21 protein-coding genes are annotated in these 24,971 nt (G+C 64.6%); 12 read left to right on the forward strand and 9 right to left on the reverse strand.

Going from position 1 to position 24,971, the window contains the following annotated elements:
• Positions 1–12: 12 nt before the first annotated feature.
• Positions 13–1,014 (reverse strand): IS30 family transposase, encoded by a 1,002-nt coding sequence (locus Sj15T_RS17940; RefSeq protein WP_013039050.1) that lies wholly within the window; start codon positions 1,012–1,014, stop codon positions 13–15.
• A gap of 235 nt (positions 1,015–1,249) precedes the next feature.
• On the opposite strand from Sj15T_RS17940, the gene Sj15T_RS17945 reads away from it, so the two are divergent.
• A complete protein-coding gene (locus Sj15T_RS17945; RefSeq protein WP_338756245.1) occupies positions 1,250–2,662 on the forward strand; it encodes a TonB-dependent receptor in 1,413 nt (470 codons plus the stop codon).
• A 97-nt stretch (positions 2,663–2,759) separates the two neighbouring features.
• Here the strand turns inward: Sj15T_RS17945 and Sj15T_RS17950 are convergent, their stop codons facing one another.
• From Sj15T_RS17950 to Sj15T_RS17970, 5 genes are all read right to left on the reverse strand, one after another.
• The gene (locus Sj15T_RS17950) at positions 2,760–3,206 is read right to left on the reverse strand and encodes a dihydroneopterin aldolase (RefSeq protein WP_161601890.1); all 447 of its coding nucleotides are present in this window, start codon (positions 3,204–3,206) and stop codon (positions 2,760–2,762) included.
• Between the two features lie 460 nt (positions 3,207–3,666).
• Positions 3,667–4,695, reverse strand: a complete 1,029-nt coding sequence (locus tag Sj15T_RS17955; protein ID WP_013053706.1) for a LysR family transcriptional regulator — start codon at positions 4,693–4,695, stop codon at positions 3,667–3,669.
• A 274-nt stretch (positions 4,696–4,969) separates the two neighbouring features.
• Positions 4,970–5,776 (reverse strand): methylenetetrahydrofolate reductase, encoded by an 807-nt coding sequence (locus tag Sj15T_RS17960; protein WP_253720752.1) that lies wholly within the window; start codon positions 5,774–5,776, stop codon positions 4,970–4,972.
• 233 nt (positions 5,777–6,009) lie between these two features.
• Positions 6,010–7,389 (reverse strand): aminomethyltransferase family protein, encoded by a 1,380-nt coding sequence (locus Sj15T_RS17965; protein WP_013053708.1) that lies wholly within the window; start codon positions 7,387–7,389, stop codon positions 6,010–6,012.
• Between the two features lie 309 nt (positions 7,390–7,698).
• Positions 7,699–8,736 carry a hypothetical protein gene (locus Sj15T_RS17970; protein WP_253720754.1) on the reverse strand — a complete coding sequence of 346 codons (1,038 nt, stop codon included), beginning with the start codon at positions 8,734–8,736 and terminating at the stop codon, positions 7,699–7,701.
• Positions 8,737–9,162: 426 nt separating this feature from the next.
• Between Sj15T_RS17970 and Sj15T_RS17975 the strand changes: the two genes are divergently transcribed.
• Genes Sj15T_RS17975 through Sj15T_RS17985 form a run of 3 tightly spaced genes read left to right on the forward strand, consistent with a single transcriptional unit; the run spans position 9,163 to position 13,027 of the window.
• On the forward strand, positions 9,163–10,734 hold the full coding sequence (locus Sj15T_RS17975) for a DUF4173 domain-containing protein (RefSeq protein WP_013053710.1): 1,572 nt from the start codon (positions 9,163–9,165) through the stop codon (positions 10,732–10,734).
• Between the two features lie 11 nt (positions 10,735–10,745).
• Positions 10,746–11,456 carry a response regulator transcription factor gene (locus Sj15T_RS17980; protein WP_013053711.1) on the forward strand — a complete coding sequence of 237 codons (711 nt, stop codon included), beginning with the start codon at positions 10,746–10,748 and terminating at the stop codon, positions 11,454–11,456.
• Positions 11,453–13,027 (forward strand): HAMP domain-containing sensor histidine kinase, encoded by a 1,575-nt coding sequence (locus Sj15T_RS17985; RefSeq protein WP_253720756.1) that lies wholly within the window; start codon positions 11,453–11,455, stop codon positions 13,025–13,027. The genes Sj15T_RS17980 and Sj15T_RS17985 overlap by 4 nt, the downstream gene beginning before the upstream one ends.
• 2 nt (positions 13,028–13,029) lie before the next feature.
• On the opposite strand, the gene Sj15T_RS17990 is transcribed toward Sj15T_RS17985, so the two are convergent.
• Positions 13,030–13,875, reverse strand: coding sequence for a DUF2306 domain-containing protein (locus tag Sj15T_RS17990; RefSeq protein WP_041386889.1), 846 nt, complete (start codon positions 13,873–13,875; stop codon positions 13,030–13,032).
• Between the two features lie 122 nt (positions 13,876–13,997).
• Between Sj15T_RS17990 and Sj15T_RS17995 the strand changes: the two genes are divergently transcribed.
• The 3 genes from Sj15T_RS17995 (at position 13,998) to Sj15T_RS18005 (ending at position 16,585) form a co-directional block, all read left to right on the forward strand.
• Positions 13,998–14,699, forward strand: a complete 702-nt coding sequence (locus Sj15T_RS17995; protein ID WP_013053714.1) for a CerR family C-terminal domain-containing protein — start codon at positions 13,998–14,000, stop codon at positions 14,697–14,699.
• Between the two features lie 250 nt (positions 14,700–14,949).
• A complete protein-coding gene (locus Sj15T_RS18000) occupies positions 14,950–15,945 on the forward strand; it encodes a sterol desaturase family protein (protein ID WP_013053715.1) in 996 nt (331 codons plus the stop codon).
• Between the two features lie 31 nt (positions 15,946–15,976).
• The gene (locus Sj15T_RS18005; RefSeq protein WP_013053716.1) at positions 15,977–16,585 is read left to right on the forward strand and encodes a hypothetical protein; all 609 of its coding nucleotides are present in this window, start codon (positions 15,977–15,979) and stop codon (positions 16,583–16,585) included.
• A 43-nt stretch (positions 16,586–16,628) separates the two neighbouring features.
• Here Sj15T_RS18005 and Sj15T_RS18010 read toward each other — a convergent pair whose 3' ends face one another.
• Positions 16,629–17,573, reverse strand: a complete 945-nt coding sequence (locus Sj15T_RS18010; protein WP_013053717.1) for an MBL fold metallo-hydrolase — start codon at positions 17,571–17,573, stop codon at positions 16,629–16,631.
• A gap of 154 nt (positions 17,574–17,727) precedes the next feature.
• Positions 17,728–20,151, reverse strand: a complete 2,424-nt coding sequence (locus Sj15T_RS18015; protein WP_013053718.1) for a TonB-dependent receptor — start codon at positions 20,149–20,151, stop codon at positions 17,728–17,730.
• A gap of 797 nt (positions 20,152–20,948) precedes the next feature.
• On the opposite strand from Sj15T_RS18015, the gene Sj15T_RS18020 reads away from it, so the two are divergent.
• The 5 genes from Sj15T_RS18020 to Sj15T_RS18040 are packed head-to-tail and all read left to right on the forward strand — an operon-like array spanning position 20,949 to position 24,970.
• Positions 20,949–22,031 (forward strand): putative urea ABC transporter substrate-binding protein, encoded by a 1,083-nt coding sequence (locus tag Sj15T_RS18020; protein ID WP_013053720.1) that lies wholly within the window; start codon positions 20,949–20,951, stop codon positions 22,029–22,031.
• A gap of 36 nt (positions 22,032–22,067) precedes the next feature.
• The gene (locus tag Sj15T_RS18025) at positions 22,068–22,883 is read left to right on the forward strand and encodes an ABC transporter permease (RefSeq protein WP_013053721.1); all 816 of its coding nucleotides are present in this window, start codon (positions 22,068–22,070) and stop codon (positions 22,881–22,883) included.
• A complete protein-coding gene (locus Sj15T_RS18030) occupies positions 22,880–23,683 on the forward strand; it encodes an ABC transporter ATP-binding protein (RefSeq protein WP_013053722.1) in 804 nt (267 codons plus the stop codon). The genes Sj15T_RS18025 and Sj15T_RS18030 overlap by 4 nt, the downstream gene beginning before the upstream one ends.
• A complete protein-coding gene (locus Sj15T_RS18035) occupies positions 23,676–24,149 on the forward strand; it encodes a CopG family ribbon-helix-helix protein (RefSeq protein ID WP_013053723.1) in 474 nt (157 codons plus the stop codon). The genes Sj15T_RS18030 and Sj15T_RS18035 overlap by 8 nt, the downstream gene beginning before the upstream one ends.
• Positions 24,146–24,970, forward strand: a complete 825-nt coding sequence (locus Sj15T_RS18040) for an urea amidolyase associated protein UAAP1 (RefSeq protein ID WP_013053724.1) — start codon at positions 24,146–24,148, stop codon at positions 24,968–24,970. The genes Sj15T_RS18035 and Sj15T_RS18040 overlap by 4 nt, the downstream gene beginning before the upstream one ends.
• The last annotated feature ends 1 nt before the right edge of the window (position 24,971 follow it).

Here is a 24,971-nt window from a genome sequence, read left to right on the forward strand (position 1 = left end):
GGATGGCCAAATTTATCCGGCTTTGAGGAGGGCGATTTGCTCCCCCAGAACCTCATGCGGGGTGCGATAGCCCAGGCACTTGCGCGGTGTGCTGTTGAGGCGATCGGCAACGGCCTGGATTTCCCTGTCTGAGAGCAGTGCCAGGTCGGTGTCGGAGGGTAGGAAGCGCCGTATCCGCCCGTTGCAATTTTCCACGCCGCCTTTTTGCCAGGGCGCTGAGGGAAGACAGAAATAGCTGGTGATGCCGAGCCTGTTCCGCAGGGTCGCAAAGGCAGCAAATTCCGTGCCTCGATCGAAGGTGATGCTGCGCCGGAGGGGAGGCGGCATGTCGCGTAAATGCCGATCGATGCCGGCCATGACACCGGCAGAATGCCGGCTCGGATTACGCGTCAGGAAGGTGAAGCGGCTACAGCGCTCAACCAGCGAGGTGAGGTTCGCTTTGCCATATTCTCTCCTGAAGATCAGGAGATCGCCTTCCCAGTGGCCGAAACTGCTGCGATCCGCGATTTCCTGCGGCCGCGCGCCGATCGTATTTGCCACGGGTATATGGAGACCGCGCGGCTTTCGGCCATAACGTTGCCGGCGCGAACGGCGGGCAACTGGCAGATGGCGCCAAAGCTTATGGTGCCGTCCCTCAGCGCCGTAGACATACTGGTAAATGGTTTCGTGGCACACCGCCTCCCGCTGACCGCGATGACGCCGAAGATAACCTGCAATCTGTTCTGGCGACCAGGCCGCCAACAAGCGATCAGCAATGTAGGCGGCGAGTTCCGGCTGGCGAGCAATCTTGCCTCCGCGCACGCGACGATTGCTGGCCATGGTCTGCGCTGCAGTCGGGAAATATCCTCGGAACAGCGGTTCTTCATCAAAATGCCGGTTGCGCTTGATCTCTCGATAAATCGTCGAAGGATGTCGTCGCAGCGCATCTGCAACTTGCTTCACTGTGCGTCCGGTTCCGATCAGTCGATAAATATCGCGTCGCTCATCCAGACCCAGATGCTGATAGCCTTCCATATCGTGCCTTCCTGGAAAGGGGATCAAACCCCTATAAAACCAAGGATTTCGCACTTCGAGATAGAATCCACCCTATACGCGCAAGCGCGAGCAATCGTCGGGCACGACCCTGCTCGCGACCCAACCCCTGGTTCCCGGCATTCCGGTCGGCGATCCCAATTTCATCAATGCGAACGCCGCGACCATCGGGGGCTTCTACAATCTGGTCGTCGCCGGCGCGCAGGGCTGCAATCCGCTGGCCGGGGGGGACGCGTTCGACCAGTCCAATCCCTCCTGCTTCAACGATCAATATGTCACCGGCAATCCCTACACGACCTTCTACGATCCGGCGCGTTCGCGGTCGGACCTCGACCTCTGGGGCCTGACGGGCGTCGCGGAATGGAACGTCTCGCCCGATGTGAGCGTCAAGTCGATCACCGGCTACCGGCGCACGGAATCGCATTTCATGCGGGACGACGATACCCCGTTCAGGCTGCTGGAATTGCAGACCGACCAGACCGCCCGGCAATTCAGCCAGGAACTGCAATTTTCGGGCAAGACGATGGACAGCCGCCTGACCTGGCTGATCGGCCTCTATTATTTCAGCGAAAAGGTGCGGTTCGACAATCCGGCCTGCTTCTCCTTCGTCTGCACCGCCGTCAAGACGAAGCTGGACACCCACAGCTACGCCGCCTTTTCCCAGGCGACCTTCGCCATCGATCCCCGCACCAACCTGACCGCCGGGCTGCGCTACACCAATGAGACGAAGCGCAACGATCCGGACAATTTCTACATCGACAACGGGTTCGGGCTGCCGCCCTTCGCTGTCAACAATCCCAATCCGGACCCGGCCACGATCATCGACAATCCCGCGAAGGTGAAGCTGAAGAACGTGTCGCCGATGGTGTCGCTGGACCATCGCTGGTCGCCGTCGATCATGACCTACGCCTCCTTCTCCCAGGGCATCAAGGGCGGCGGCTTCCAGCAACGCGTCATCCTGCCGCGCCTTCAGCAGCCGACCTTCGGTCCGGAAAAGCTGACCTCTTACGAGATCGGCGCGAAGACGGACCTTTTCGATCATCATGTCCGCTTCAACATCGCGGCTTTCTGGGCGGATTACAAAAATCTCCAGATCACCGTGTTCGATCCCAATTTCAGCATAGAGCCGTTGCAGGTGAACGGCGGCACGGCCCGCATTCGCGGCATCGAAGTGGAATCGACGATCAAGCCGTTCGAAGGGCTCACCGCGACGCTGGGCGGCAGCTATCTGGACACCGAATATACCAGGATCGCCCCCAACGCGGCGATCCCGCCCGATGCGGTCCTGCCCTATACCCCGAAATGGTCGATCAGCGGCGGCCTGAGCTATGCGTACGAACTGGCCGATGCGGGAACGCTCACCCTGCGCGGCGACTGGAATTATCGCAGCCGCACCTTCTTCAACGCGGCGAACGATCCGATCATCTCCCAGCCGGGCTATCATGTGGTGAACATGTCCGCGGCCTTCCTGACCAGGGACGAACATTGGCGGCTCACCCTGGGGGTCACGAACCTGACGGACAAGGCCTATCTCGGTTCGGGTTTCGCGGACCTGCGAAACTCCTCCTTCGCCGATGGCGTCTATGCCCGGCCAAGGGAATGGTATCTCTCGGCGCGATACGCCTTCTGAGCCCCTCACGCAGGCCGCGCTCTCCGGATTTTGCCGTCGCATCGTTCGTGGCGGAAAATCGGTTTCTGCCCTTCGACAGGCTTTTCCGCACGATGCTTCAGCTCGGCTGATCCGGCTTCGCGGCATGATAACGGACCGATGCCATTGCCGGCGCGATGGCGGCCGGCTTGAACAGTTCGATGTCGACCGCGCTTACCCGATCAAGGCCCATCAGCCGCCGGCCGAGTTCGCAGGCCAGGGTCTCGATAAGCTCGAAATGGCCCTCGGCGGCCAGGCGCCGGGCCGCGTCGACCAGGGTGCGATAATCCACGGCGCGGTCGATCCGGTCGCTCTCCGGCTCGCGCACTTCCGCCGCGATGTTGAGCAGGATTTCCTGGTGATGGTCCTTTTCGCCGCGATGGATGCCGACGCTGGCCATGATCGAGATATTCTGCGCCCGCACCCACAGCTTCTGCTCCGGCCCGATCGCTGATCCCGTTCGATGCCGGCAATGCCGGCAGGATGGTTCATTGGCGGCCAGTCCGGGAAAATTCGTCTCGATCATGCATGAAATGCCCAATAATCCGGTCGATTGCCGAGACATCATAGCTAAATGCGCCCTATCGGCCTAGCTGCGATCCGGATTCCGCCGTTCCATGATCGGGATTGGAAAGGTCACGATACCGCCAGACCACAACCGAATATTTGAAAATCATTTCATAAACAGCAAGCAAAGCATGACATCCGGTACCAGGATTTGCCCGCGATCGGGCCATATCTGTTCCTGCCCGGTCATGATGCGCCTTCTAGGCAGCGTGGACAAATTCAAGACTTGCCGGACTGAGTGATTTTTTGGGGGGGAGCGGACGTTCCCCTATTCGTCACCCCGGGCTTGACCCGGGGTCCCGCTGCCTTTTCAGGCGAGCACTCAGAAAGAAAGCGGGACCCCGGATCAAGTCCGGGGTGACGGTGGGGCAATGTCAGCTAAGGCCATTTCACGACATTTCCGAATTTGTCCACGCTGCCTAGCAGGCGGAAACGTCCACCGCGGGCGCGCCGGCTTCATGGCCGGCCTCCTCAAGGGAAGCGGCAATCGGTTGGCCCTGGACATTGACCCGCCTTGCTCCCAGCTGGTGGTCGACCCGGCATTCGGAGATGAGGGATCGCAGCCAGATATTGCCCGGATCATGGTCGAAGCGTTCATGCCAATATTGCTTCACGTCGATGACCGGCAATTCCAGCGGCGGCGCGACGATCGTCATCCGCGGCGATTGCACCACCCGCGCAACCGATCGCGGAACCGTGAGCACCAGGTCGCTCATCTCCGCGATCAGGGCGGTGACCATGAAGGTTTCGGATACCATGCGGATGCGCGCCGGATCGATGATGTCGAGTATCCGGCTTTCGGCCTCCCGGTGCCCATGGCCGTAATGCTGGCCGTCGACGACGATATGGTCCAGCGCCTTGTAATCGCTGAGGCTCAGCACGCCGTTCGGCGCCAGCGCCTTGGGCAGGATGCAGACATAATCCTCCCGGAACAGCGTCTGTTCCTTCACATTGGCGTAGAGCGTCGGATAGCTGCCGACGGCGATGTCCGCCATTCCCGCCTCCAGCTGAGAGATCAGCGTGTTTCGCCCGATCGGCACGGCCGTGAACTTGACGTTGGATGCGATGTGCGCGGAATGCCGCTGCACCAGCGGCATGATGCAATAATGGCCAAGGTCGGACGCGGCGATCCGGAAATTGCGTTCGGAAAGGGCGGGGTCGAAGCTCTGGCGGCCGCACAGGCCGTTGCGGTAGATGCGCAGCGCCTCCTCCACCCCCTTGGCGACGGACTGGGCGATGGAGGTCGGCACCATGCCGTTGCGGGTGCGCACGAAGAGGGGATCGTTGAAATGTTCGCGCAGCGCGCTGAGATTCCGGCTGAGCGAGGATTGCGGCAATTCCAGCTCGTCGGCAGCCAGCGTCACGCTCTTGAGCCGCATCATGGCTTCGAAGACGGACAGGTGAAAGAAGGACAGCATCGCCGCCGGGTCGCGGCTGGTGGGCAGCATGCTCACGGTATCACTCTCCTATGGCCGGTGCGCCAAGCACGCTTTTTCTGCTTTTTCAGGAGAATGGATATTGCGGCGCGCAATATCGCAAGTGCATAAAACGGATGGTTCGCATCCGTTTTACGGATTTACTGCGCCGCCCGCTTCCTTGAGGCGTCAAGGGCATGAAAATGCGGGATTTCAGGCGAAGCGCAAGGCCGCCCTTCGCGCACCATGCGTCTGGCGGGGCCGGGATTCACGGCGCGCGGACATGGGAAGGCCGCGTCCGCGGTCGTCACTCGCAGGCATCGCCATAGTGCGAACGGATGAACCTTGCCGTATCGACCAGCGCGCCGAACGGGTAGAAGTGCAGCATCGCCTCGCCATGGATCGCCGGATCGCGTTGCCTGGCCAGGCTCTCGATCAGATGCTCCGGGCCGGCCGTGCTGAGCAGCCGGGTGATCGAAGCGCCATATTTCACCATGACCCTGGCGGAGGCGCCCACGCCGCATCGGGCGGCGAAGCGGATCAGCTTGCCGACGCTGGCCGGGCCGGGCAGGCCGATGCGCACGGGGGCAGCGACGCCATCCCGGCGGATCCGGGCGAGCCAGTCCAGGATCGCGTCGGCGTCGAAGGCGAACTGGGTCATGATCTCGACCCGCTTGCCCTGTTCGGCGAGCGCGGCGATCTTGTCCTTCATCGCCTGGTCCAGCTTCTCCCGGCCGATGTCCGGATGCCCTTCGGGATAGCCGGAGATGCCGACCGTGCCGATGCCCGCCCTGTCGAGCAGCCCGCTGCGGATGACGGCCAGAGCATCCTCATAAGGCCCCATGGGCGCGGGCGGATCGCCGGCGATCACGAAGGCCCGGTCGATGCCGACCTCGCCGTCCAGGACGGTCAGGAACTCGACCAGATCGTCTTTGGAGGGGATGCGCCGCGCCGAGATATGCGGCACCGGCACGAAGCCCAGCGATTTGACGGTCCGCGCCGCCGCGACCCGCGCCGGCATGGTTTCGCCCGGCAGGTAGGTCACCGAAATCGGCGTGCCCGCGGGGATCATCGGGGCCGCGTCGGCAAGGCTTGCGACGTCCTTCGCCGTCATTTCGAGCGAAAAAGATCGGACGAGGTCCAGGATAGGCGCATCCTGGCCCGGCAGGGCGGGTTTCGATCCGATTGAATCGGATTGCCGCTCTGGATTCCTTGTTTTCCGCGATTTCTTGATCAGCGATCGGTTCCGATCGCTTGGAAATCGCTCTAGCGCTAGTTTCATGTGAGGCGGCCTTTCCGCGAAGGGCCGGCCCGGCGCGTCTTCCCCGCGCGGGGCCGCCGGAGGATTCAGTCCTTCTTGATGACCTTTTCGAAATAGGGCGAAGGCGCGACCGTGACCCGCACTTCGCGCAATGTGTTGCGCTCGATCGTCGGGCGGCGCATCTTGTCCTCGCCCCACAACAGGGTGAGCTGGGCGCCCGGTTCGGCATGGTCGACATCGACCACCGCGCCGCTCAGGAATTCGCCGGCATTGGCGCTGAAGCCGGAGAACTGGGCCAGTCCCACATGCCTGCCGCCGTCCCTGGCGCGGACGTCGTCGATATGGAAGGTGGAATAGGCCGAAAGCGGGAAGTTGATGAAGCGGGCCGGCGGATCGGCGTAGAGCGAGTCGTGGATGACCCTCATCAGGTCGTCATGATTCCATATGAGGGTGACTTTCCTGCGCTTCTGGTCGGCCGCCCGTCGCGCCAGCGCGGCCTTGCCGATGAAGTCGTCGCGCTGCTGATCGATCAGCGGGCCGTAGCCGACATCGATCGGGTCCATATAATAATCGCGTATGTCGTCCGAATAGAAGCTGCCGCCCATCGACCCCAGGGTTTCCAGCGACATGGGCGAAAGCCACTCGCGAAACGGCTTCATCTCCTCGCTGTGATAGACGGCGGGGACGGGGTGCGGCATCCAGCCGGATTCGATCGCGCTTGTCGGGTAGGCGAGTGATCCGACCTTCCTGATGTCGTATTTCGCGCCCGCTTCCATCAGCGCGTCCATGACGGCTTCCCCGTCCGCCCATGGACCGAACATCTCGAAACCGGGAGTGCCGGCCATGCCGTGCCGCAACGCGCGAACCGGCTTTCCGGCGATTTCGAAGCTGCCGATGCCGAAGAAGGATATTTCGGGAAGGCGGTTGCCGGTCACTTCCTTCAGCAATTCCAGGGCATAAGGCCCCTGGATCTGGTAGATCCAGATGCGCGGATCGCCCGGCCGCATGCTGACGGTTTCGTCGCGGTCTATTTCGACGTCATAGCCGCCGGTTTCGGCATGGAACTGCGTCCAGTCGGAAATGACCGGCGGACCGACGACGCGGAAATAGTCCTGTTCCAGATGGAATACGATGCCGTCGCCGATCAGATAGCCGTCGGGACTTGCGGCGATGAGCTGCTTGCCGCGATTGACCGGAAAGGTCGTCATTTTGGTGAGGCCGACCTTGCGCAATATCTTGAGCGCGTCAGGCCCCCTGAGGTAGAGGTCGGTCATGTGGAAGGACTGGTTGAGCAGCGCGACGCCTTGCTTCCAGGCGCGCTGTTCATCCCGCCAATTGGTATATTCGGGCGCCGCGACCGGAAACTGGTAGGGACCGATCAGCGAACTGCGCAGCAGCTTCACGGGACCGCCGACAGCCTGGAGAGCCTCCTCCAGATTGCGATATTGGAGCAGCGGATTTTTCATGGCATCCTTTCCATCGACTTATCTTGTTCAATATGATCTTGCGTCGGAACCACGAAGACTTGTGTTCCGCCGATCCGTGCAATGGCGCACGAGTATTCATGTCCATATCGACCCGGTCGCGCATGTTCCGCGACAGGCGTTGAAGCTCCAGGACTTGTCGCCCGGTGATAAATCGACTGTGGGATGCTGTGTAGAACGCAGGCCGGATTCCGCGAATCCGCGATCCGGATTGCGGCGGCGCCTGAATATGGGAAAGGCCCCGGACGCGGCTTGCGCGTCCGGGGCCTTCACTTTCGGCCGCGGATGGGATTATGCGTCGAGACCGTCGATCGCTTCGGCAATCTCGACCTGCATGCGCAGGAGCGGGACGATGGTCTCCGACGGGCGACGGCCCAGGCCGCATTCGGTGGCGATGCCGAAGCCCTTGATGAACTTCCTGGCGCTCGTCGCGCGGCGCAGCGCGCCTTCCCTGCCGTCGCGGACATGCGCCAGGCCCAGGTAGATTTGCGTGTCCGGCGATGTCTTGAGCACCGACAGCGGCTTGAAATAGGCGTCGTCGTCGCGCGCGATCGGCACCGGCAGGTGGAACCAGTCGATGGTGCGGACGACCCGCCGGGCAAGGTCGTTCATGACCTGCACCATCAGGCTGGTGCTGTCGGGATCCTTGAAATGCTTGTGATTGGCGTCGCCATAGCAGAGGTGGAAACCCATGGCGACGGCGTCCGGCACCCATGAGCCAAGCTCCACCATGCGGCCGACCAGGGACCGGAAATCCGTGACGGGCGCTGGAAACACGCCCTCCAGCACCGCGAATTCCAGGGCCGCGTCCCACTGCACCGCCAGTTCCTCATGCGGGATCGCGGAGAGGATCTCGTCCAGTTCGCGATGCATGGCCGCGACGTAAAGCGGCTCGACGCGATGGAAGCTGCCCGGTTCGATGAACGACATCATGGGGGCGAACGGCGTCGGCAGCGCCACCTGGAAACGGGTTCCGGGCGCGATCCGGCCCTCCTCCTTCATCGCCCTGAACGTGGCGTAGGAAGCCAGCGCGGCCCTTGCATAGCCGAGCGGCGGAAACGCCCGTTCGCCCGCATGGTCCTTCTTCTCCGAATAGAGATCGACCTGGACCGCTCCATAGCCGTCGACATGCTGCCGTCGCTCGATCATCGGCGCCTGGTCCATCACGGATTTCTGCCAGTTGATCCAGTTCGTCCGCGCCCCCGTTTCGCCGTCGGGGATCGCGGCGACGCGTTCGCCCAATATGCCGGCCACCTCCGCGAACACTTCGGCTTCATCCCTCAGCGGGACGCTGCCCACCAGCAAGATGGGGGTCGATTTCACGGTCATTGGCTTCATCCTCTCATGGGCTCGCGCATTATCGAAATTTTCTGCGTGATCCGACGAGGCCCGACGCTGCCGCACGACGACGCCCTCATCGGATCGGAAGGGAAATCCCCGGTCGGACGATAGCGACGGCCGGCGCGATCCGGAACATCGGCAAATCGGATAGGCTCCATCCGGGTTGCGGATCGTGGGCGAGCGATGCTTCATGAGCGCGCTTTCGGTGATCTCCCGCAGATTGGAGGCCCGGAACCGGATCGCGGAACGGATCGGCCGGGCGATGTCGCGCCGCGCCTCTGCGGCGGAATTCCGCCCTTTCCGCTGCGGCCTGCATATTTCCTGCACTGGAACTGCGCCGATTATTGATCGCCGCTGCCTGCCGATCTGCTTGGGAAGGCCGCATTCTGCCCTGAAATTCAGGGAGATAGATCGATGGTTTCCTCTGCCGTGCCGCCGTCCTTGCCTTTGCTCGCGCGCTTTCGCTGGAAGCTGGCGCCCGCCTTGCTGATCGTCGGGATCGGGGACTGGCTGTTCTACCAGCGGCATCTTCATGGCGGCTATCTGGGCCTGTTCGCGCTGGCCGTGCTGCTGGCGCTGCTGGCCGGGCGGCCCGTGCTGCGGCGCGACCGGCGGGCCTGGGCGGCGATGGCGGCGGCGGCGCTGTTCGCGCTCGCGCTGATCTACGACGCCAGCCTGCTGGCGTGGCTGCTGTTCTGGACGGCGGCGGGCGTGGCCGCGCTGATCCCGGCGACGGCGCGCTTCGACGATGGGTGGCGCTGGTTCCAGCGGCTGGTCTGGCTGGGGCTGCGGGCGCCGTTCGGGCCGCTGATCGACCTGAAGCGCCTGTTGAAGCTGCGCGCGGCGGGTCGCGCCGGGCGCTGGAGCCTGCATGCGGCGCTGGGCACGCTGACCCTGCCGGTGGCGGGAAGCGCGGTGATATTGACGCTGTTTTCGGCGGCCAATCCGTTGATCGAGCGCTTCTTCTCCTCCCTGCTGCTGCCGGACCTGTCGCCTGAACTGATGGCGCGGCTGGCCTTCTGGGCGCTGCTGTTCGCGATGATCTGGGGCCTGTTGCGGCCGCGCCTGGCGCGCGTGCTTCTGCCCGGTTTCAGCGGGCGGGGCGATTGGGCGCTGCCCGGCGTGTCGGTCGCTTCGGTGACGCTGTCGCTGACCGTCTTCAACCTGATCTTCGCGCTCCAGAATCTGATGGACGCGGCCTGGCTCTGGGGCTGGGCGCCGATGCCGCAGGGCATGACCATGGCGGACTATGCCCATCGGGGCGCCTATCCGCTGATCGCGACCGCATTGCTGGCGGCGCTGTTCGTGCTGGTGACGCTGCGGCCCGGATCGGAAACGGCGCGGACGGGGTCGATCCGCAGGCTGGTGATGCTGTGGATCGGGCAGAATATCTTTCTCGTCGCCTCCTCCATGCTGCGCACGGCGGATTATATCGACGCCTATTCGATGACCCGGCTGCGGATCGCGGCGCTGGTCTGGATGGCGCTGGTCGGATTCGGGCTGGCGGCGATCTGCTGGCGGCTGCTGCGCGAGCGGAGCGCGGCGTGGCTGGTCAACGTCAATCTGGCGGCGGCGGGGCTGGTGCTGGCCGTCATCTGCTTCATCGACCTGGGGGCGGTTGCGGCGCAATGGAATGTGCGTCATGCGCGGGAAGTCGGCGGGCGGGGCGTCGCGCTGGACCTCTGCTATCTGGGCGGACTGGGGGATTCGGCGCTGCTGCCCCTGCTCTCGCTGGAGCGGCGGCCCGGCCTGCAGCCCGAATTCCGGGAGCGGGTGCAGGCGGTGAGGCTGCGGATTCATGCCGGGCTGGAGGCGGAACTGGACCGGCGCTGGACCTGGACGGGGCAGAGGCGGCGGGACCAAGCGCGGGCGATGCTGTCCGGCGCCGCGCCCGCGGCCCTGACATTGGGGCAGAGGGACTGCGCGGGAAGGCCCGTGCGGCCCCGGTCCACGCTTCCCGCGTTGACAGGGGAGCGGGGGAAATGATCCTATGCCCCATGCCCAGCACGATCCTGATCGTCGACGACGACCCCCATATCCGCCAACTGCTCGTCTTCGCCTTCGGCAAGGCGGGGCTGGAGACGATCGAGGCGGCCGATGGCGAGGCGGCGCTGGCGGCGGTGGAGCGGCATGCGCCCGACCTCGTCATCCTGGACATCAACATGCCGCGCATGGACGGGCTGGAGGTGTGCCGCAGGCTGCGGGCGCATGACGACGTGCCGATCTTCTTCCTGTCGTCCCGCGATGACGAGATCGACCGGGTGCTGGGCATAGAATTGGGCGGCGACGATTATGTGGTGAAGCCCTTTTCCCCGCGGGAGGTGGTGGCGCGGTCCATGGCGATCCTGCGCCGCGCCTCCGCGCGGCCCCCGGCGGTGGAGGCGATCGGCGCGATCCGGCACGGCCGCCTGTCGCTGGACACGGAAAGCTGGTCCGCGCATTGGGGCGGGGCGGAGGTCAGCCTGACGGTGACGGAATTCACCATATTGCGCACCCTGCTGGCCATGCCGTCGCGCATCTTTTCCCGCGACCAGATCATCGACAGGTTCCGGGGACCGGGCTTCGCGCTGACCGACCGGACGGTGGACAGCCATATCCGCAACCTGCGCCGCAAATTCGCGGATGTCGGCGGCTTCGACATCATAGAGACGCGGCCGGGCATCGGCTATCGGCTGGGCGGATGCAGCGGGACGGCGCCTCCTGCATGATCGCGGGGCTGAAGGCGCGGATCGCCCGGCACTGGCCGGTGCTGCGGTTGCGCACGATCCTGCTCTGCACCCTGCTGTTCGTGGCGGCGCTGCCGGGCTTCGGGGCGATCTTCCTGCGGGTCTATGAAAATGCGCTGGTGCGGCGGACCGAGGCGGAACTGGTGGCGCAGGGCGCGGCGCTGGCGGCGGGCGCGGCGGTGGTGGGCAGGGGCATGGCCGACCGTCCGGCCCCGTCCGCCGCGCCGATGCGCTATCATGACCGGATGACGGAGGTGGACCTGCGTTCCTCCCCCATATTGCCGCCGCGCCCCCGCGCAGTCCCGACGCGGGAGCGGCCGGATGGCGCCGCCGTGGAAATCGCCCGGCGGATGATGCCCGCCTTCGCCGAGACGAAGGTCACGACCCTGTCCTCCATCCTGATGCTCGACCGGCGCGGGGTGGTGCTGAACGGCCGGGAAGGGGGGCGCAGCCTGGCCGCGCTGCCGGAGATCAGGGCGGCGCTGGCGGGCAGGGCGGTGACGGTGCTGCGGGAAAATGAGGGCGTGACCGCCCATTATCCGCTGGAATGGCTGAGCCGGGCGGCGGGCATCCGCCTGCACCATGCGCGGCCGATCAGCGTCGACGGCCGGGTGGTCGGCGCGCTGCTGGTGTCGCGTTCGCCGCGCGCGCTGTTCCTGGGCCTGTATGAGGACCGGGGGAAGATCGCGCTGGGCGTGGTGGCGATCTTCCTGATGCTGGTGCTGCTGTCGGCCATATTGTCCCGCGCCATCGTCCGCCCCATCGAAAGCCTGAGCCGCGCCACGCGGGAATTGGCGCTGGGCCGCCGGGTAGCGCCGCGCCATCCGTCCTTGCAGGTGGTGGAAATCCAGGCGCTCTACCGCGATTTCGAGCAGATGGCCGAGAGCATCGGGAAGCGGTCCCGCTATCTGCGCGACTTCGCCTCCTCCGTCAGTCATGAATTCAAGACGCCGCTGGCCGGGATTTCCGGCGCGATAGAATTGTTGCAGGATCATGGGGCCGACATGGCGCCGGCCGACCGGCGACGCTTCCTCGCCAACATGGCGGCCGATGCCCAGCGACTGTCGCGCCTTGTGCGGCGGCTGATGGAGCTGGCCCGCGCCGACGTGCTGGTGGGCGAGAGCGATGCGCGGACCGACGCCGCGCCGGTGCTGGTGTCGGTGGCGGATGCGCTGAGCGCGGACGGCTTCGCCATCGACCTCCATCTGCCGCAGCATATGCCTGATTTGACGGTGGACGCGGGGGCGCTGGAAGCCGTGCTGACCACTCTCGCGGAAAATGCGCGGCAGGCGGGCGCGTCGCGGCTGGACATCGGCGTGGCGCTGCATCAGGGCGCGGCATGGATCGACTTTGCCGATGACGGCCCCGGCATCCCGCCGGGGGACCGCGGCCGCGTCTTCGACCTGTTCTTCACCAGCAAGCGGGAGGAGGGCGGCACGGGCCTCGGCCTTGCCATAGCCCGCTCGCTGCTGGACGCCTATCATGGCGAGCTTCGCCTGCTCCCGTCCGACCGGGGCGCTCATTTCAGGCTGGTGGTCGGAACCGCGCCCTGAAGTCAGGCCGCCAGTCCCTCCATCCCCTTCGCCATGCCCGGACCCCAGATCGAGACGGTGAAGAACCAGGTCGCGACCGCGATGAAGAGAGAGGCCGCGATCAGCGCGAGCGCGGCGGGAATTTCCCCTTTCCCATGCGTGCCCCCGTCCCTCGCCCGGATGAAGAATTCCGCGACCAGCAGATTGGGGACATAGAAGAAGAACATCATGATGGCGTCGAACCAGCCGCGAAAATGGTTCGTCCCCAGATCGCCCATGGCAAGATACCAGAGCGCATATTCCATGCGGTAGAGCCACGATCCCACGGTCAGCGCGAAAAGGCGGATGGCCCATGCGCGATGGGCGTCGAACCGGCGCTGCCGGGCCAGGGTGAACGCCCGTTCGGCGCACAGGATCATCAGCGCGCCGTAAATGCCGAAGCCGACGTCCATCAGCGGCCCGCCGATCGTCCCCTTGACGATGATGAAGCCCAGCCCGCCGACGCCCGCCAGCGCGGCCGCGCCGACATAGAGGCGGCCGAGCCAGCGGTGGAGGCGGGGAACCGCGCGCCGCACCGGACCGATCAGTTGGATCGGTCCCAGCAGCAGCAATATGCCTCCGGCCGCGAAATGAAGGCCGATGGCGATCACCGCCAAGGGAAGGGCCGGGTCGTGAAGCCCGCGAAGCGCCCCGTTCCACCGATCGGCCAGCCCGCCAAGCGCCGATCCGCCGAAGAACAGCAGGATATAGGCGCCGAACACCATGCCGCTGGCCCACGCGGTGGCGACCAGCGCCAGCGAACTGCGGCGCAGCAGCGCGCCCGGCTTCGCGCTTCCTATCAGGGCCGCCTCCGGCACGATCATTTCCATTTGCATCTCCGGCTGTCCGCTAACATGTCCGGCGTCGCCAATGTCGCCATGGACCGGACCGGAGAAGATATGTCTCATGTGATATATTTATATCAAGCGATAATAATTATGCCGGAGCGATCATGAAGCCTTCCACCCAGCCGCCGCTTCGTCCATCGGAAGGGGGCTATGCCAAGGGCGAGCAGACGCGCGCGCGTCTGCTGGAGGCGGCGCTCGACTGCTTTGGCCCGGACGGCTTCGAAAGGGTGACGACGCGGCAGATCGCCACGCGGGCCGGAGTGAACCTGCCCGCGCTCACTTATTATTTCGGCAGCAAGGAGGGGCTTTACCTGGCCTGCGCCCAACATATCGCCGGCCAATATTCCCAGGCGTTGAACCCGGCGGCCGTGGAGGCGCAGGCGGCGCTGGATGCGGGCCTTCCCCCGGCGGTCATCGGAGAAAGGCTGAAGGGGCTGATGGCGGCGCTGGCCGGCTTCCTTCTCGCGTCCAGCGACGCGGTGAACCGCAACCTGTTCATCCAGCGCGAAATGGCCAATCGCGGCCCTGCCTTCGACCTGCTCTATGACAGGCTCTGGGGGCCGGGCATCGAATTCGCGGCGGTGCTTGTGGAGCGCGCGGCGGGCGGGCGCCTGACCCCCACCGAAGCCGGCGTGCGCGCGGCGCTGATGATCGCCAGCCTGGCGGGCTTCGGCGAAGGGCGGGCCGTGATCGAGCGCGCGATCAGCAAGAGCGATCGCATCGATTACGCCATTGCGGCGCTGAACGAACAGATCGATGCGCTGGTCCGGCCGCCGTCCGCGACCCAGGCGGCAGGGGATCGCTGAAGCGAGGAAAAAGCGACCGGATGGTCCATCTGGGCGCGGTCGACCAGGCTCGGCCGCGTATCGCGGGCCGTCCAGTGCCGGGCGAGGGGCATAGACCTGGTCTATGGGATATATAGCGGAATGCCCTCTGGCGTGATGGGGGTGCTTTCGCGAACGTGCATGGACGTCATGCGCATGGGTCTGGACACCGTCCTCGTCCTTGGGCGCGCCGTACGGGCCCGCAATGGCCGGGCAGCTATGTGAGGGCGGTATGGACGGAGTTCGCGTCGGCAAAAGGATCATAGGCGCCCAGGCGCCCGTCACCGTGGGGTGGGAAAACATACCCAGGGTGCAGGGCGGGCCGGTCAAGCGGTTCGTCTTCACCTGGTTCCAGCCGACCATGTTGTTCGCGCTGATCGCCTTCTGGTATTATGCCCCCAATTCCATCGCGAAGGCGTCGACCGCCATCGGCATCGGCATCGGCTTCAAGATTCTGCTGCTGGCGCTGGAGTGGGTCAACCCGCGCCATGAAAGCTGGCGCCTGACCTGGAAGGAGCTGGCCAGCGATCTTTTCTATGTCGGGCTAGGCTATACGCTGCTCGACCTGGTGGAACGATATATCGGCAGCGATGCCGTGATCGAAGCCGTGCAGCATGGTTTCGACTGGGACAAGCTGGCCTGGTTCACCGGCCTGCCCCTGCTGTTGCAGGCGTTCCTGATCTCGTTCATCTTCGATTTCGGCCAATATTGGATGCATCGCGGAATGCACAACTGGTATCCGCTGTGGCTGACCCATGCGCCGCACCACTACATCACCCAGTTGAACGTCAACAAGGGCGCGGTGGGCAATCCCGTCGAACTGTTCCTGATCGGCATCGGCATTGGCGGCTTCTTCGACTTCCTGCCCCGCGCCGCCCTGCTCGCCGGCACATTGGGCCTGGCGGTCGGAACCTATCAGCACATCAATGTCCGCTTCAACTCTCCGCGCTGGTGGCGCTTCCTGTTCAACACGACGGAACATCACAGCATGCACCATTCGCAGGATTATGAAGCCACCCGCAGCAATTATGCGAGCACATGGATCGTCATCGACCGCATCTTCGGCACCTGCGTGGACGGGGAGGCGGAACTGCTGGGCATGGAGGGCGGGCGCAAGATGTCGATCGCCGAAACGATGACCTATCCCTTCACGGAGGGTTGGAGGACCATGAAGGAACGCTTCGGCAGGGCGCGCGCCGACGGGCCGATCGCCCAACCGGCCGAATGATCCGGGCTTGGCGCCTTTGAAGGGAAACCCCGTGAACCGCCGCTTCATCGACTGGATCTGGCACATCCGGGGCAGCCTGCCGCTTGCGCCCGGTCAATCGGGCGACGACGCCTTCGGCAGGCTCGACCCCCTGTTCCATGAGCCGGGCACCAGCCATGACAGGATGGACGACACGCTGACCTTCCGGAAGAAAGGCCAGGCGGCCCAGGACAAGATGTCGATTTTCGACAGCGGCGTCCTCCAGGTCAGGAAAGGCGCGGCCGGGCTCGTGCTGCACTATCGCCTCAGCAGCCGGGCCTTGCTGTTCTGCTTTCTGGCGCCGCTGCTTTTCCTGGGCTTCGCGCAACTGACGATCGCCGTCGGGAAGATCGAAAAGGCGACGGCCCATGCGGCGGAGAAAAAGCCCGAGAAGAAGGATGCGAGCCTGCCGCAACATCCGATCGACAAGTTCCTGGGCGCCCCCGCCCCCGAAAAGCCGAAGAAGGACAAGGCCGGCAAGTCCGGGGAGGATGACAAGAAGCCCTCTCCCAAGGCGGCCTATGTCTTCGCCGCGATCTTCGCCGCCCTCTACGGCATCGGGCGCGTGCTGGAAGGCAAGCTGGTCCGGTCGCTGTTCAGGAAGAGATTGCTGGGCGCATAGAGCCTTCGGTTCGGGCGATCGCAATCTCAATTGGGCGCCAATCTCAATTGGGACGCGGGGCGACGGGATAGATGATGAAGTCGTCATGCACCTGCGGCCGATCGGGCACGTCGAGAGCGGCCTTGAGGCCGGTCCGCAACCCGGCGATGCTCGCAGCCGGCAATTCCAGCAGATGCTCGTCCGGATGCGCCGGGGCTTCGTGCGGATAATCCCGGCCGGGCGCCCGCGTCATTTCGATATGCGCGCCCAGGACGGCCCGGATCGGATGCCGGGCCGCGAAAGCCGCCACCCGGTCGACGCTGGCGCGATTGTCGGCCAGGAAATTCACCGGCACATAGAGGCGGCCGGGATAGAGCGTGTCGCCTGACAGCAGGATCTTCAGCTTCAGCTTCGGATCGTAGATCATGATCGCCGCGGCCTGATGGCCCGGCGCGGGGATGATGGTGAGGACGCGGCCGCCAAGGTCGAAGGAGGCCAGGGCGTCGGGCCAGCGCGCGATGCCGAAGAAGCGGGCCACGTCCTGCGGTTCAAGCCCGATGACCGTCGTGTCCGGCCGGTCGCGAAAGGCCTTGTCGCCCGCGACATGATCGCCATGGCTATGGCTGTGCGCCACGACGAGCGGAATGGCGGCGCGTCCATGCGCGGCGGACCATTGCGCCAGCAGCCGGTCCACGACGGGCCTGATGCGCCCGCCCTCCGCGCCGGTGTCGACCAGCAGCGCCTTTTCGCGGCCCAGGAGCAGATAGAGGAACGGCGCCTCGAAATTGGTCTTCACCGACTGGCGGATGACGAAACTGTCCCGGTCCAGCGCCTGCACCTGGACTTCCGGCTCCTGCGGCAGGGTTCCGTCGATCCATCCTTCCGCAAACAGCTTCGACCGCGCTGCCTCCTTGGCCGAAACGGGCGGCTGGCCGGGAAGAAGCATGATCGCCAGCAGGATTCCGGCCAGGCTGGCCGATCGAAGGACCGCAGTGCCGCGCGCCATCATGTCCCGCCTCCCTGTCGCTGCGTCGTCCGGATCATCTTCGTCATGTCCAGGTCGCGCATGCCCCAATGCTGTCCGACCCAGGTCGGTAATCGGGTTCCTATTCCTGAAACGGGACGCAATCCTTTCCGGAATGCGTCCCGATCTTTCTCCAGGTTCAATATTTGAACCGCGCTTCGATGCCGAAGGTTCGCGGATTGATGACTGTCCGCTTATAGTAACGCAGCAGCACGCCGTCATTCAATCCAACGCGGGATCGGTCGTTGGCGACCGAGGACACCGCATATTTGTCGAAGATATTGTTGGCGAAAAGGCCGACACTGTATCGGTCGGTCTCATAGGTCAGCGAGGCGCGATGCAGCACATAGCTGGGCAGCTTGTCGCCGAAGGCGCGATCCCAGCCGAGCCGCGTCACGACATTTCCGCGATAGGTCGCCGTCCAGTCGGCAACGATGCTGCCGTCCTTGAACGGCATGGTATAGGTCGCGCCCAGGCTGCCGCTGTTCTTCGCCGAACCGGGCAGGCGGTCGCCCGACAGCGCGTCCAGCTTGATCGGCACGCTGGGATAGCTGCCCGCCGGATCGTTGACGGGTATGTTTTCCAGCACATCCTGGGTCAATTTCGCATCGGTGTAGGAATAGGTGCCCTGGATCGACAAACCGTCGACCGGCCTCACCTGGAATGACGTTTCAAAGCCTTCGGACTCCCCCTTGCCGCCGTTCACGGTGATGCCGACGATCCCGTTCAGCGTGGCCGAAGCAAGCTGAATGCCGTCCCATTTGATCTGGAAGACGTTGAAATTGAACGTCAGCTTGCGGTCGAACCATTGGGTGCGGATGCCGATCTCCGCATTCTTGGTGGTATCCGGGCCATATTGGACTTCGTTCGGCAGGCCGCAGGGCAACTGGGTATTGTTGATATTGTCGCCGTCCGGATCGTTCGGCAGGGGATTGGGGCAGGGGGCGACGCTGTTCGGGCCGCCGATGCGATAGCCCTTGCTGTATGTGGCGTAGAGCATGATGTCGGTCGTGAAATTATAGGAGCTGTTGAACTTCCACACCCAGCCGCTTTTCTTCGCCGTGCCCCCGGCCGACGGCAGGTCATAGGGGCTGACCGGATCGCCGATCAACGGCACCACGAGCGCGCCCGCGACCTTGGACGTATATCCGAAATAACGGGCGCCCGCCGTAAGCTGCCAGTTCGGCGTCACCCTGAAGGTGCCCTCGCCGAAGATCGCCTTCTCCGTCACTTTCGACTTCACATAGGACGCATATTCGACCTCGTCCGGATTGGGCTGGGTTCCGAATTCCACCCAGGGATGGTTCGGCACATGCTCGATATAGTCGCGATGCAGCTTCTGCCGGTTGAAGAATCCGCCCAGAACCCAACTGAACGGGCCGCCGTGACGCGAAACGAAGCGGACTTCCTGGTTGAACTGCTTGCGGCGGTCGACGGACTCGTTCCAACTGGAAAAGGCCGGAAACGTCTCATAGCCATAGTCCAGGTCGAGCAGCAGGTCGGTATTGTCGCTCTGCGTCTCGTTCTTGACGTCGGTATAGGCAGTCGTCGCGACCAGATCGGCGATGTCGGCCAGGTTCGCGTTGATTTCCATGCTGCCAAGATGCGCGCGCCGCTTCACGGGTTCCAGGTAGCGGGCGCCATTTTCATATTTGCCCGTCCCCAGAACGCCGTTGCTGTTATACTGGCCGCCGTCGGTCTTTGTCTGCTGATAGGCGTAGGTGAAATTGGCCTGCAGATCCTCGCTGAACCGCACCAGCAACTGGTTGCGCGTGGTGAAGGTCTTTTCGAAATTGACGTCGTCCTGCCTTTTCAGATTCGCGGCATAATCCGCGGCGGACACGCCGCCGGGACCGCTGGGCTGCGGCAGCGATACGCCGGGCTGCTGCAACAGCAGGGGGGAATCGATGAAGCCGGGATCGTAGAAATAGCCCGTGGCCGACCGGAAGGCGACATGGTCCTGGAATATCGGGATATTGATGACGCCGTCCAACTGATAGCCGGCCCTGCCGCTATGGTCCTTGGCGTAGAGGCGGCCATGCGCCTCGCTGGCGAAGTTCGTCGTGTCCGGGCGGTTGGGAATGTTGCGGATGGCGCCGGCCAGCGTGCCCAGGCCGTAGAGCGTGCCCTGCGGACCCAGCAGCGTTTCGACGCGCGCGATATCGAGCATTTTGAAGTCGTAATAGAGGGGAACCTCGCCCAGATATACGCCGATGGCGCTGTCATAGGAGTCGCCCGTGCTGTCCATGTCCGACGCGTTGAGGCCGCGCAGCACGATCGTTCCGGTCGAACCCGGCCCGGTGTCGGAAATGGTCATGCCGGGCGTGAAATCGGCGAGATCGCGCACGTCGTCGATCCGCTGCTTGGCGATTTGCTCCGCTCCCAGGGCGCTGATGTTGATCGGCACGTCCTGGATGCTGACCGCGCGACGGGTGGCCGTGACCACGATCTCGTTGCGGTCGTCGCTTGCGTCATTTTCCGCGGCATCTTGCGCGAAAGCCATATTGGTCCCGACGCCCATCAACATGGTCGCGCCCAGCAACGTATTGCGTAGCAATTTCATAGTCTCTCCGACCCCCTTGCCGTTGAGCCTTGAGTGACATCCTTCCTCATTGACGCTCTGGCCGGGCCGGCGTCTTGTCACGCGGATCGTCGGCCGCAGGACCGATCGTCGTCATATTCCCTTGCGCCGCCGCTATTCTCGACGGACCGTTCATGGCCTGGCGAAAGCGCGCCGATCACTTTCCCGAACATTTCGCGGGCGGCGCGGAATATCGAAAATGGCTGCGGCGCGGGGGATACGGGCTGCACATGGCCCGGAATTGCCCCATCGCTGAACCGCGTTCGATCCACGCACCCTCGCTTTGAACCGGCGCATGCCGGCAGTTCGACCCTTTCGTTCCGTCGTTCGGGCGAACGACATATGATACGGTATGGATATTACCTAACGCGTCAAGCGTAATAATTCCGCACCTGCTCAGTATGAACGGCGATGCGTGCTGCATCGCATTAAGCGGCTGATTTCGGTCGATTGAACGCTGCGCGCCATGGCGCCGCCGTCCCGCGGCATGTCGCAAAGGGGCGATGGCACGCGCCTTCGCAAGGCTCCGATTCGCGAATCGGGCAGGCATGACGACGGCGTGACCGCGGCGGGGCAGGGCGCGGCCCGAAACCCGCCAAATACAGCAGGATGCCCACGGGCATGTCTCAGCCCGCCTTTTCGGCGCGGTCGATTTGCGGCCCGCTTCGGCCGCCGCGCCGCGCAGGCCTTCGTTATTACTCATTTTAAAGCTCGTAATATTTTTCTATGGACAAGCCGATGCAGCGCAGCGATGCTGCATCGCGAAAGGGGATCGAATCATGATCAGGCTGATTGGCAAGGCAGGCAGGGTCGCGGCGATTGCCGGGGCGCTCATGCTCGCATCCTGTTCGAAGGCGCCCGATCCCGCCGCCGCGCACCGCAAGGAGTTCAGCATCGGCTGGTCGATCTACGCCGGATGGATGCCCTGGCCCTATGCGCAGCAGGCCGGGATCGTGAAGAAATGGGCCGATAAATACGGCATCAAGATCAATGTCGTCCAGGTCAACGACTATGTCGAATCGATCAATCAATATACGGCCGGCAAGTTCGACGGCGTGACCGTCACGAACATGGATGCGCTCACCATTCCGGCCGCCGGCGGAAAGGATACGAGCGCTATCATCGTCGGCGACTATTCGAACGGCAATGACGGCATCTTGCTGAAGGGGGCGGATCGACTTGCCGCGATCAAGGGACGACAGGTCTATCTGGTCGAACTTTCCGTATCGCACTATCTGCTGGCCCGGGGACTGGAGATTGCGGGCCTGAAGCCCACCGACGTCAGGACGGTGAACACGTCCGACGCGGACATAGTGGGCGCCTTCGGCAGTCCCGGCGCCACCGCGGCGGTCGCCTGGAATCCGCAGCTTTCGGTGATGAAGGCGCAGCCGGGCGTGAAGCAACTGTTCAGTTCCGCCCAGATTCCCGGCGAAATCCTGGACCTGCTGGCGGTCGACACCGCGACGCTCCGGGCCAATCCCGATCTCGGCAAGGCGCTGACCGGCATCTGGTATGAAACGGTGGCGCTGATGCAGCGCCAGGATGCAGAGGGCAAGGCGGCGCGGGCGGCCATGGCGAAGCTGTCGGGCGCCACGCCCGAAAGTTTCGACGGCCAGTTGTCGACCACGCATCTCTACGCCGACCCCAAGGCGGCCGTCGCCGCGACCGTGGACCCGGCGCTGGTGAAGACCATGACCCAGGTTCGCGACTTCAGCTTCTCCAAGGGCCTGTTCAAGGGCGCCTCGTCGGCCGATGCGGTGGGCATAGCCTTTCCCGGCGGCAAGACGCTGGGCGATCCCCAGCGGGTGACGCTGCGGTTCGACGACAGCTTCATGAAGCTGGCGGCGGACGGGAAGCTCTGATCGCCTTCGTTCGATCCTGTCGAAAGTGATGTGACCATGCGTTGGGTGAACCGACATGTGCGCCGGAGGCAGCGGATAGGCTGGGGATCGCTGCCGATCCTGCTGCTGGTGCTGCTCTACCTGATCGTCGCGGCGCAGCGCCATGCCGCCAACCCGCTGGACAAGATCCTGCCGCTTCCCGGCAGCATGGCCGAAGCGATGGCGGCGCTGCTCTTTCGGGCGGACCCGCTCACCAATCAGTTCGTCTTCTGGGCCGACACGCTTGCCAGCCTCCAGCGCCTGGGCCTTGGCCTTGGCATCGCCACGCTGTCGGCGCTGCTGATGGGGCTCGTGCTGGGCGTCCTGCCGCCGGTGCGCGCCACCTTCGGGCCTTTGGTGACGGCGGTCGCGGTCATCCCGCCGATCGCCCTGCTGCCGATATTGTTCATCGCGCTGGGCCTGGGCGAAACGGCAAAGGTCGCCCTGATCGTGATCGGCATCGCGCCGGTCATGATGCGCGACATCGCCGCCCATGTGGCGGATCTGCCGCGCGAGCAGGTCATCAAGGCGCAGACGCTGGGCGCGAGTTCCTGGCAGATCATGATCCGCGTCGCTTTGCCGCAGGCCATGCCGCGCCTGCTGCACGCGGTCCGCCTGTCGCTAGGCCCCGCCTGGGTGTTCCTGATCTCCGCCGAGGCGATCGCGTCGGACGTGGGCCTTGGCTACCGGATATTCCTGGTCCGCCGCTATCTTTCCATGGACGTGATCATCCCCTATGTCGCCTGGATCGCGATCCTGGCGATCCTGATGGACGCGGCGCTCACGCTCGCCAGCCGGCGGCTTTACCCCTGGGCGCATGGAGCGCGGCATTGAGCGCGCTGCTGTCCCTTCGCGACATCTGGGTCGAATATGGCGACAAGATCGTCCTGGAGAGGGTGAATCTCGACATCGAGGCAGGCTCCTTCGTATCGATCATAGGGCCTTCGGGCGCGGGCAAGAGCAGCCTTCTGCGCGTCGTCCTGGGCCAGGAAGCGCCCGCGCGCGGGACCATATCGCTCGACGGGATGCCGCTGACGCCGGAATGCGGACCCGATCGCGGCGTCGTTTTCCAGCGCTATTCGGTATTCCCGCACCTTTCCGCCTTGCAGAACACGATCTTCGGGCTCGAATGCGCCCAGGCGCCCTTCATGGCGCGCCTGTTCGGCCATGCGCGCCGCGCCGCCATGGCCGATGCGGAGCAGATGCTGGCCGCCGTCGGCCTGGGCGATTCCTTGCATCTCTACCCCGCGCAGATGTCGGGCGGCATGCAGCAGCGCCTCGCCATCGCCCAGGCCCTGATCAAGCGTCCCCGCATCCTGCTGCTCGACGAGCCGTTCGGCGCGCTCGACCCCGGCATCCGCGCGGACATGCACGCGCTGATCACGCGGCTGTGGCGCGACTATTCGCTGACCATCATCATGGTGACCCATGACATCCGGGAGGCCTTCTCGCTGGGCACGCGGGTGCTCGCGCTCGACAAGCGCCGTCATGACCCGCACGCGCCCCATCGGTTCGGCGCGACCGCGGTCTACGACCTGCCGCTGCGCAACCGCATCGACGCGGAGGCGAGCGAACAGGCCGACGCTCCGGACGAGAGCGAACGGAAGGAAGAGGAAAGGACGGAGCATGAGTAGCGACACCGGGACTCTGGCGCGGCTCAGCATGAGCCTGCCGAGCGACCTGTTCCGGCAGCTCGACGCCATGGTGGAGGAACGCGGGCTGCCGTCCCGGTCCCAGCTCATTGCCGAGCTGATCCGCCACGCGCTCGCCGAGCATGAGGCCTTCACCCGTCCGGACGAGATGCTCGCCGGCACCATCACGATCGTCTATCGCGGCGACCGGGGGCGCGTGCGGCATCAACTCGCCCAGACCCAGGCGGATTATCTGAAAGAGGTGATCTCGTCCCAGCATGTGTTCCTGGAAGGGGACCAGTCGCTCGAAGTGCTGCTGGTGCAGGGGCCTGCGTCGCTGCTGAAGGAACTGTGCGACGCGCTGCGCCGGGTCCGGGGCGTCCACCAGCTCCAACTCGTCACGACCACCGCCCTGTTGCCGCCGCTCTATGAGCAGGAAGCCGGCGGCCGGAAAGGAAATGCCGCATGACCGAATCCCTCGCCAATCCCCTGGCGGCCCGCGATCACGCCCGCAGCATGGCGGGGACGGTGGTCGAGGCCATGCCCCTGTTGCCGCCGATGGCGGACGACCTTCCCGACGGCGTGCCTGCCGGGGATCTGCTGTGGGAAGAGACCGTCGCGGCCGGCGGCTACGCCACGCGCCGGCTGCCGCGAGGCGCGCGCCTGCGCCTGATCGACCTTAAGGGCGACGCCTGCGCCTCCATCCTGTTGTTCAACGCGGAGATGCCGACCGAGCGGCTCAACGTCGCCGACACGGTGAAGGTGCAATGGAACGCCTATCTGGGCGAGGGCAAGCTGCTGCTGTCGGACATGGGCCGGGTGCTCATGAGCTTTCTGGAGGATGATGCGGGCACGCATGACAGTTTCTGCGGAACGTCCAACGCCGCGACCAACGCCGCCCGATACGGCGACGGCGCCAATAGCGGACCCTGTCCCAACGGGCGCGACCGATTCCTGCTGGGCGCGGCGAAGCACGGGTTGCAGCGGCGCGACGTCCATCCCTGCGTGACGCTGTTCAAGGGCGCGAAGATCGAGGCGGACGGCGCGATCACGCCGCTGATCGGGCCCTTCGCGCCGGGCCGCAGCGTCGTGCTGCGCGCAGAGATGGACGTGATCCTGGTCCTCGCCAACTGCCCGCATGTCCTGGACCCGCGGGAAAGCTGGACCGTGACGCCGCTGCGCGCCACCGCCTGGCGCGGTCCCGTCACGCCGGAGGACGACGCCATCCGCAATGCGACGCCGGAGGGGCTTCGCGCCTTCCAGAATGTCGAAGATTATTACCGCCGCTAGA

It is taken from the genome of Sphingobium sp. TA15, assembly GCF_037101235.1.
Lineage (GTDB): Bacteria > Pseudomonadota > Alphaproteobacteria > Sphingomonadales > Sphingomonadaceae > Sphingobium > Sphingobium indicum.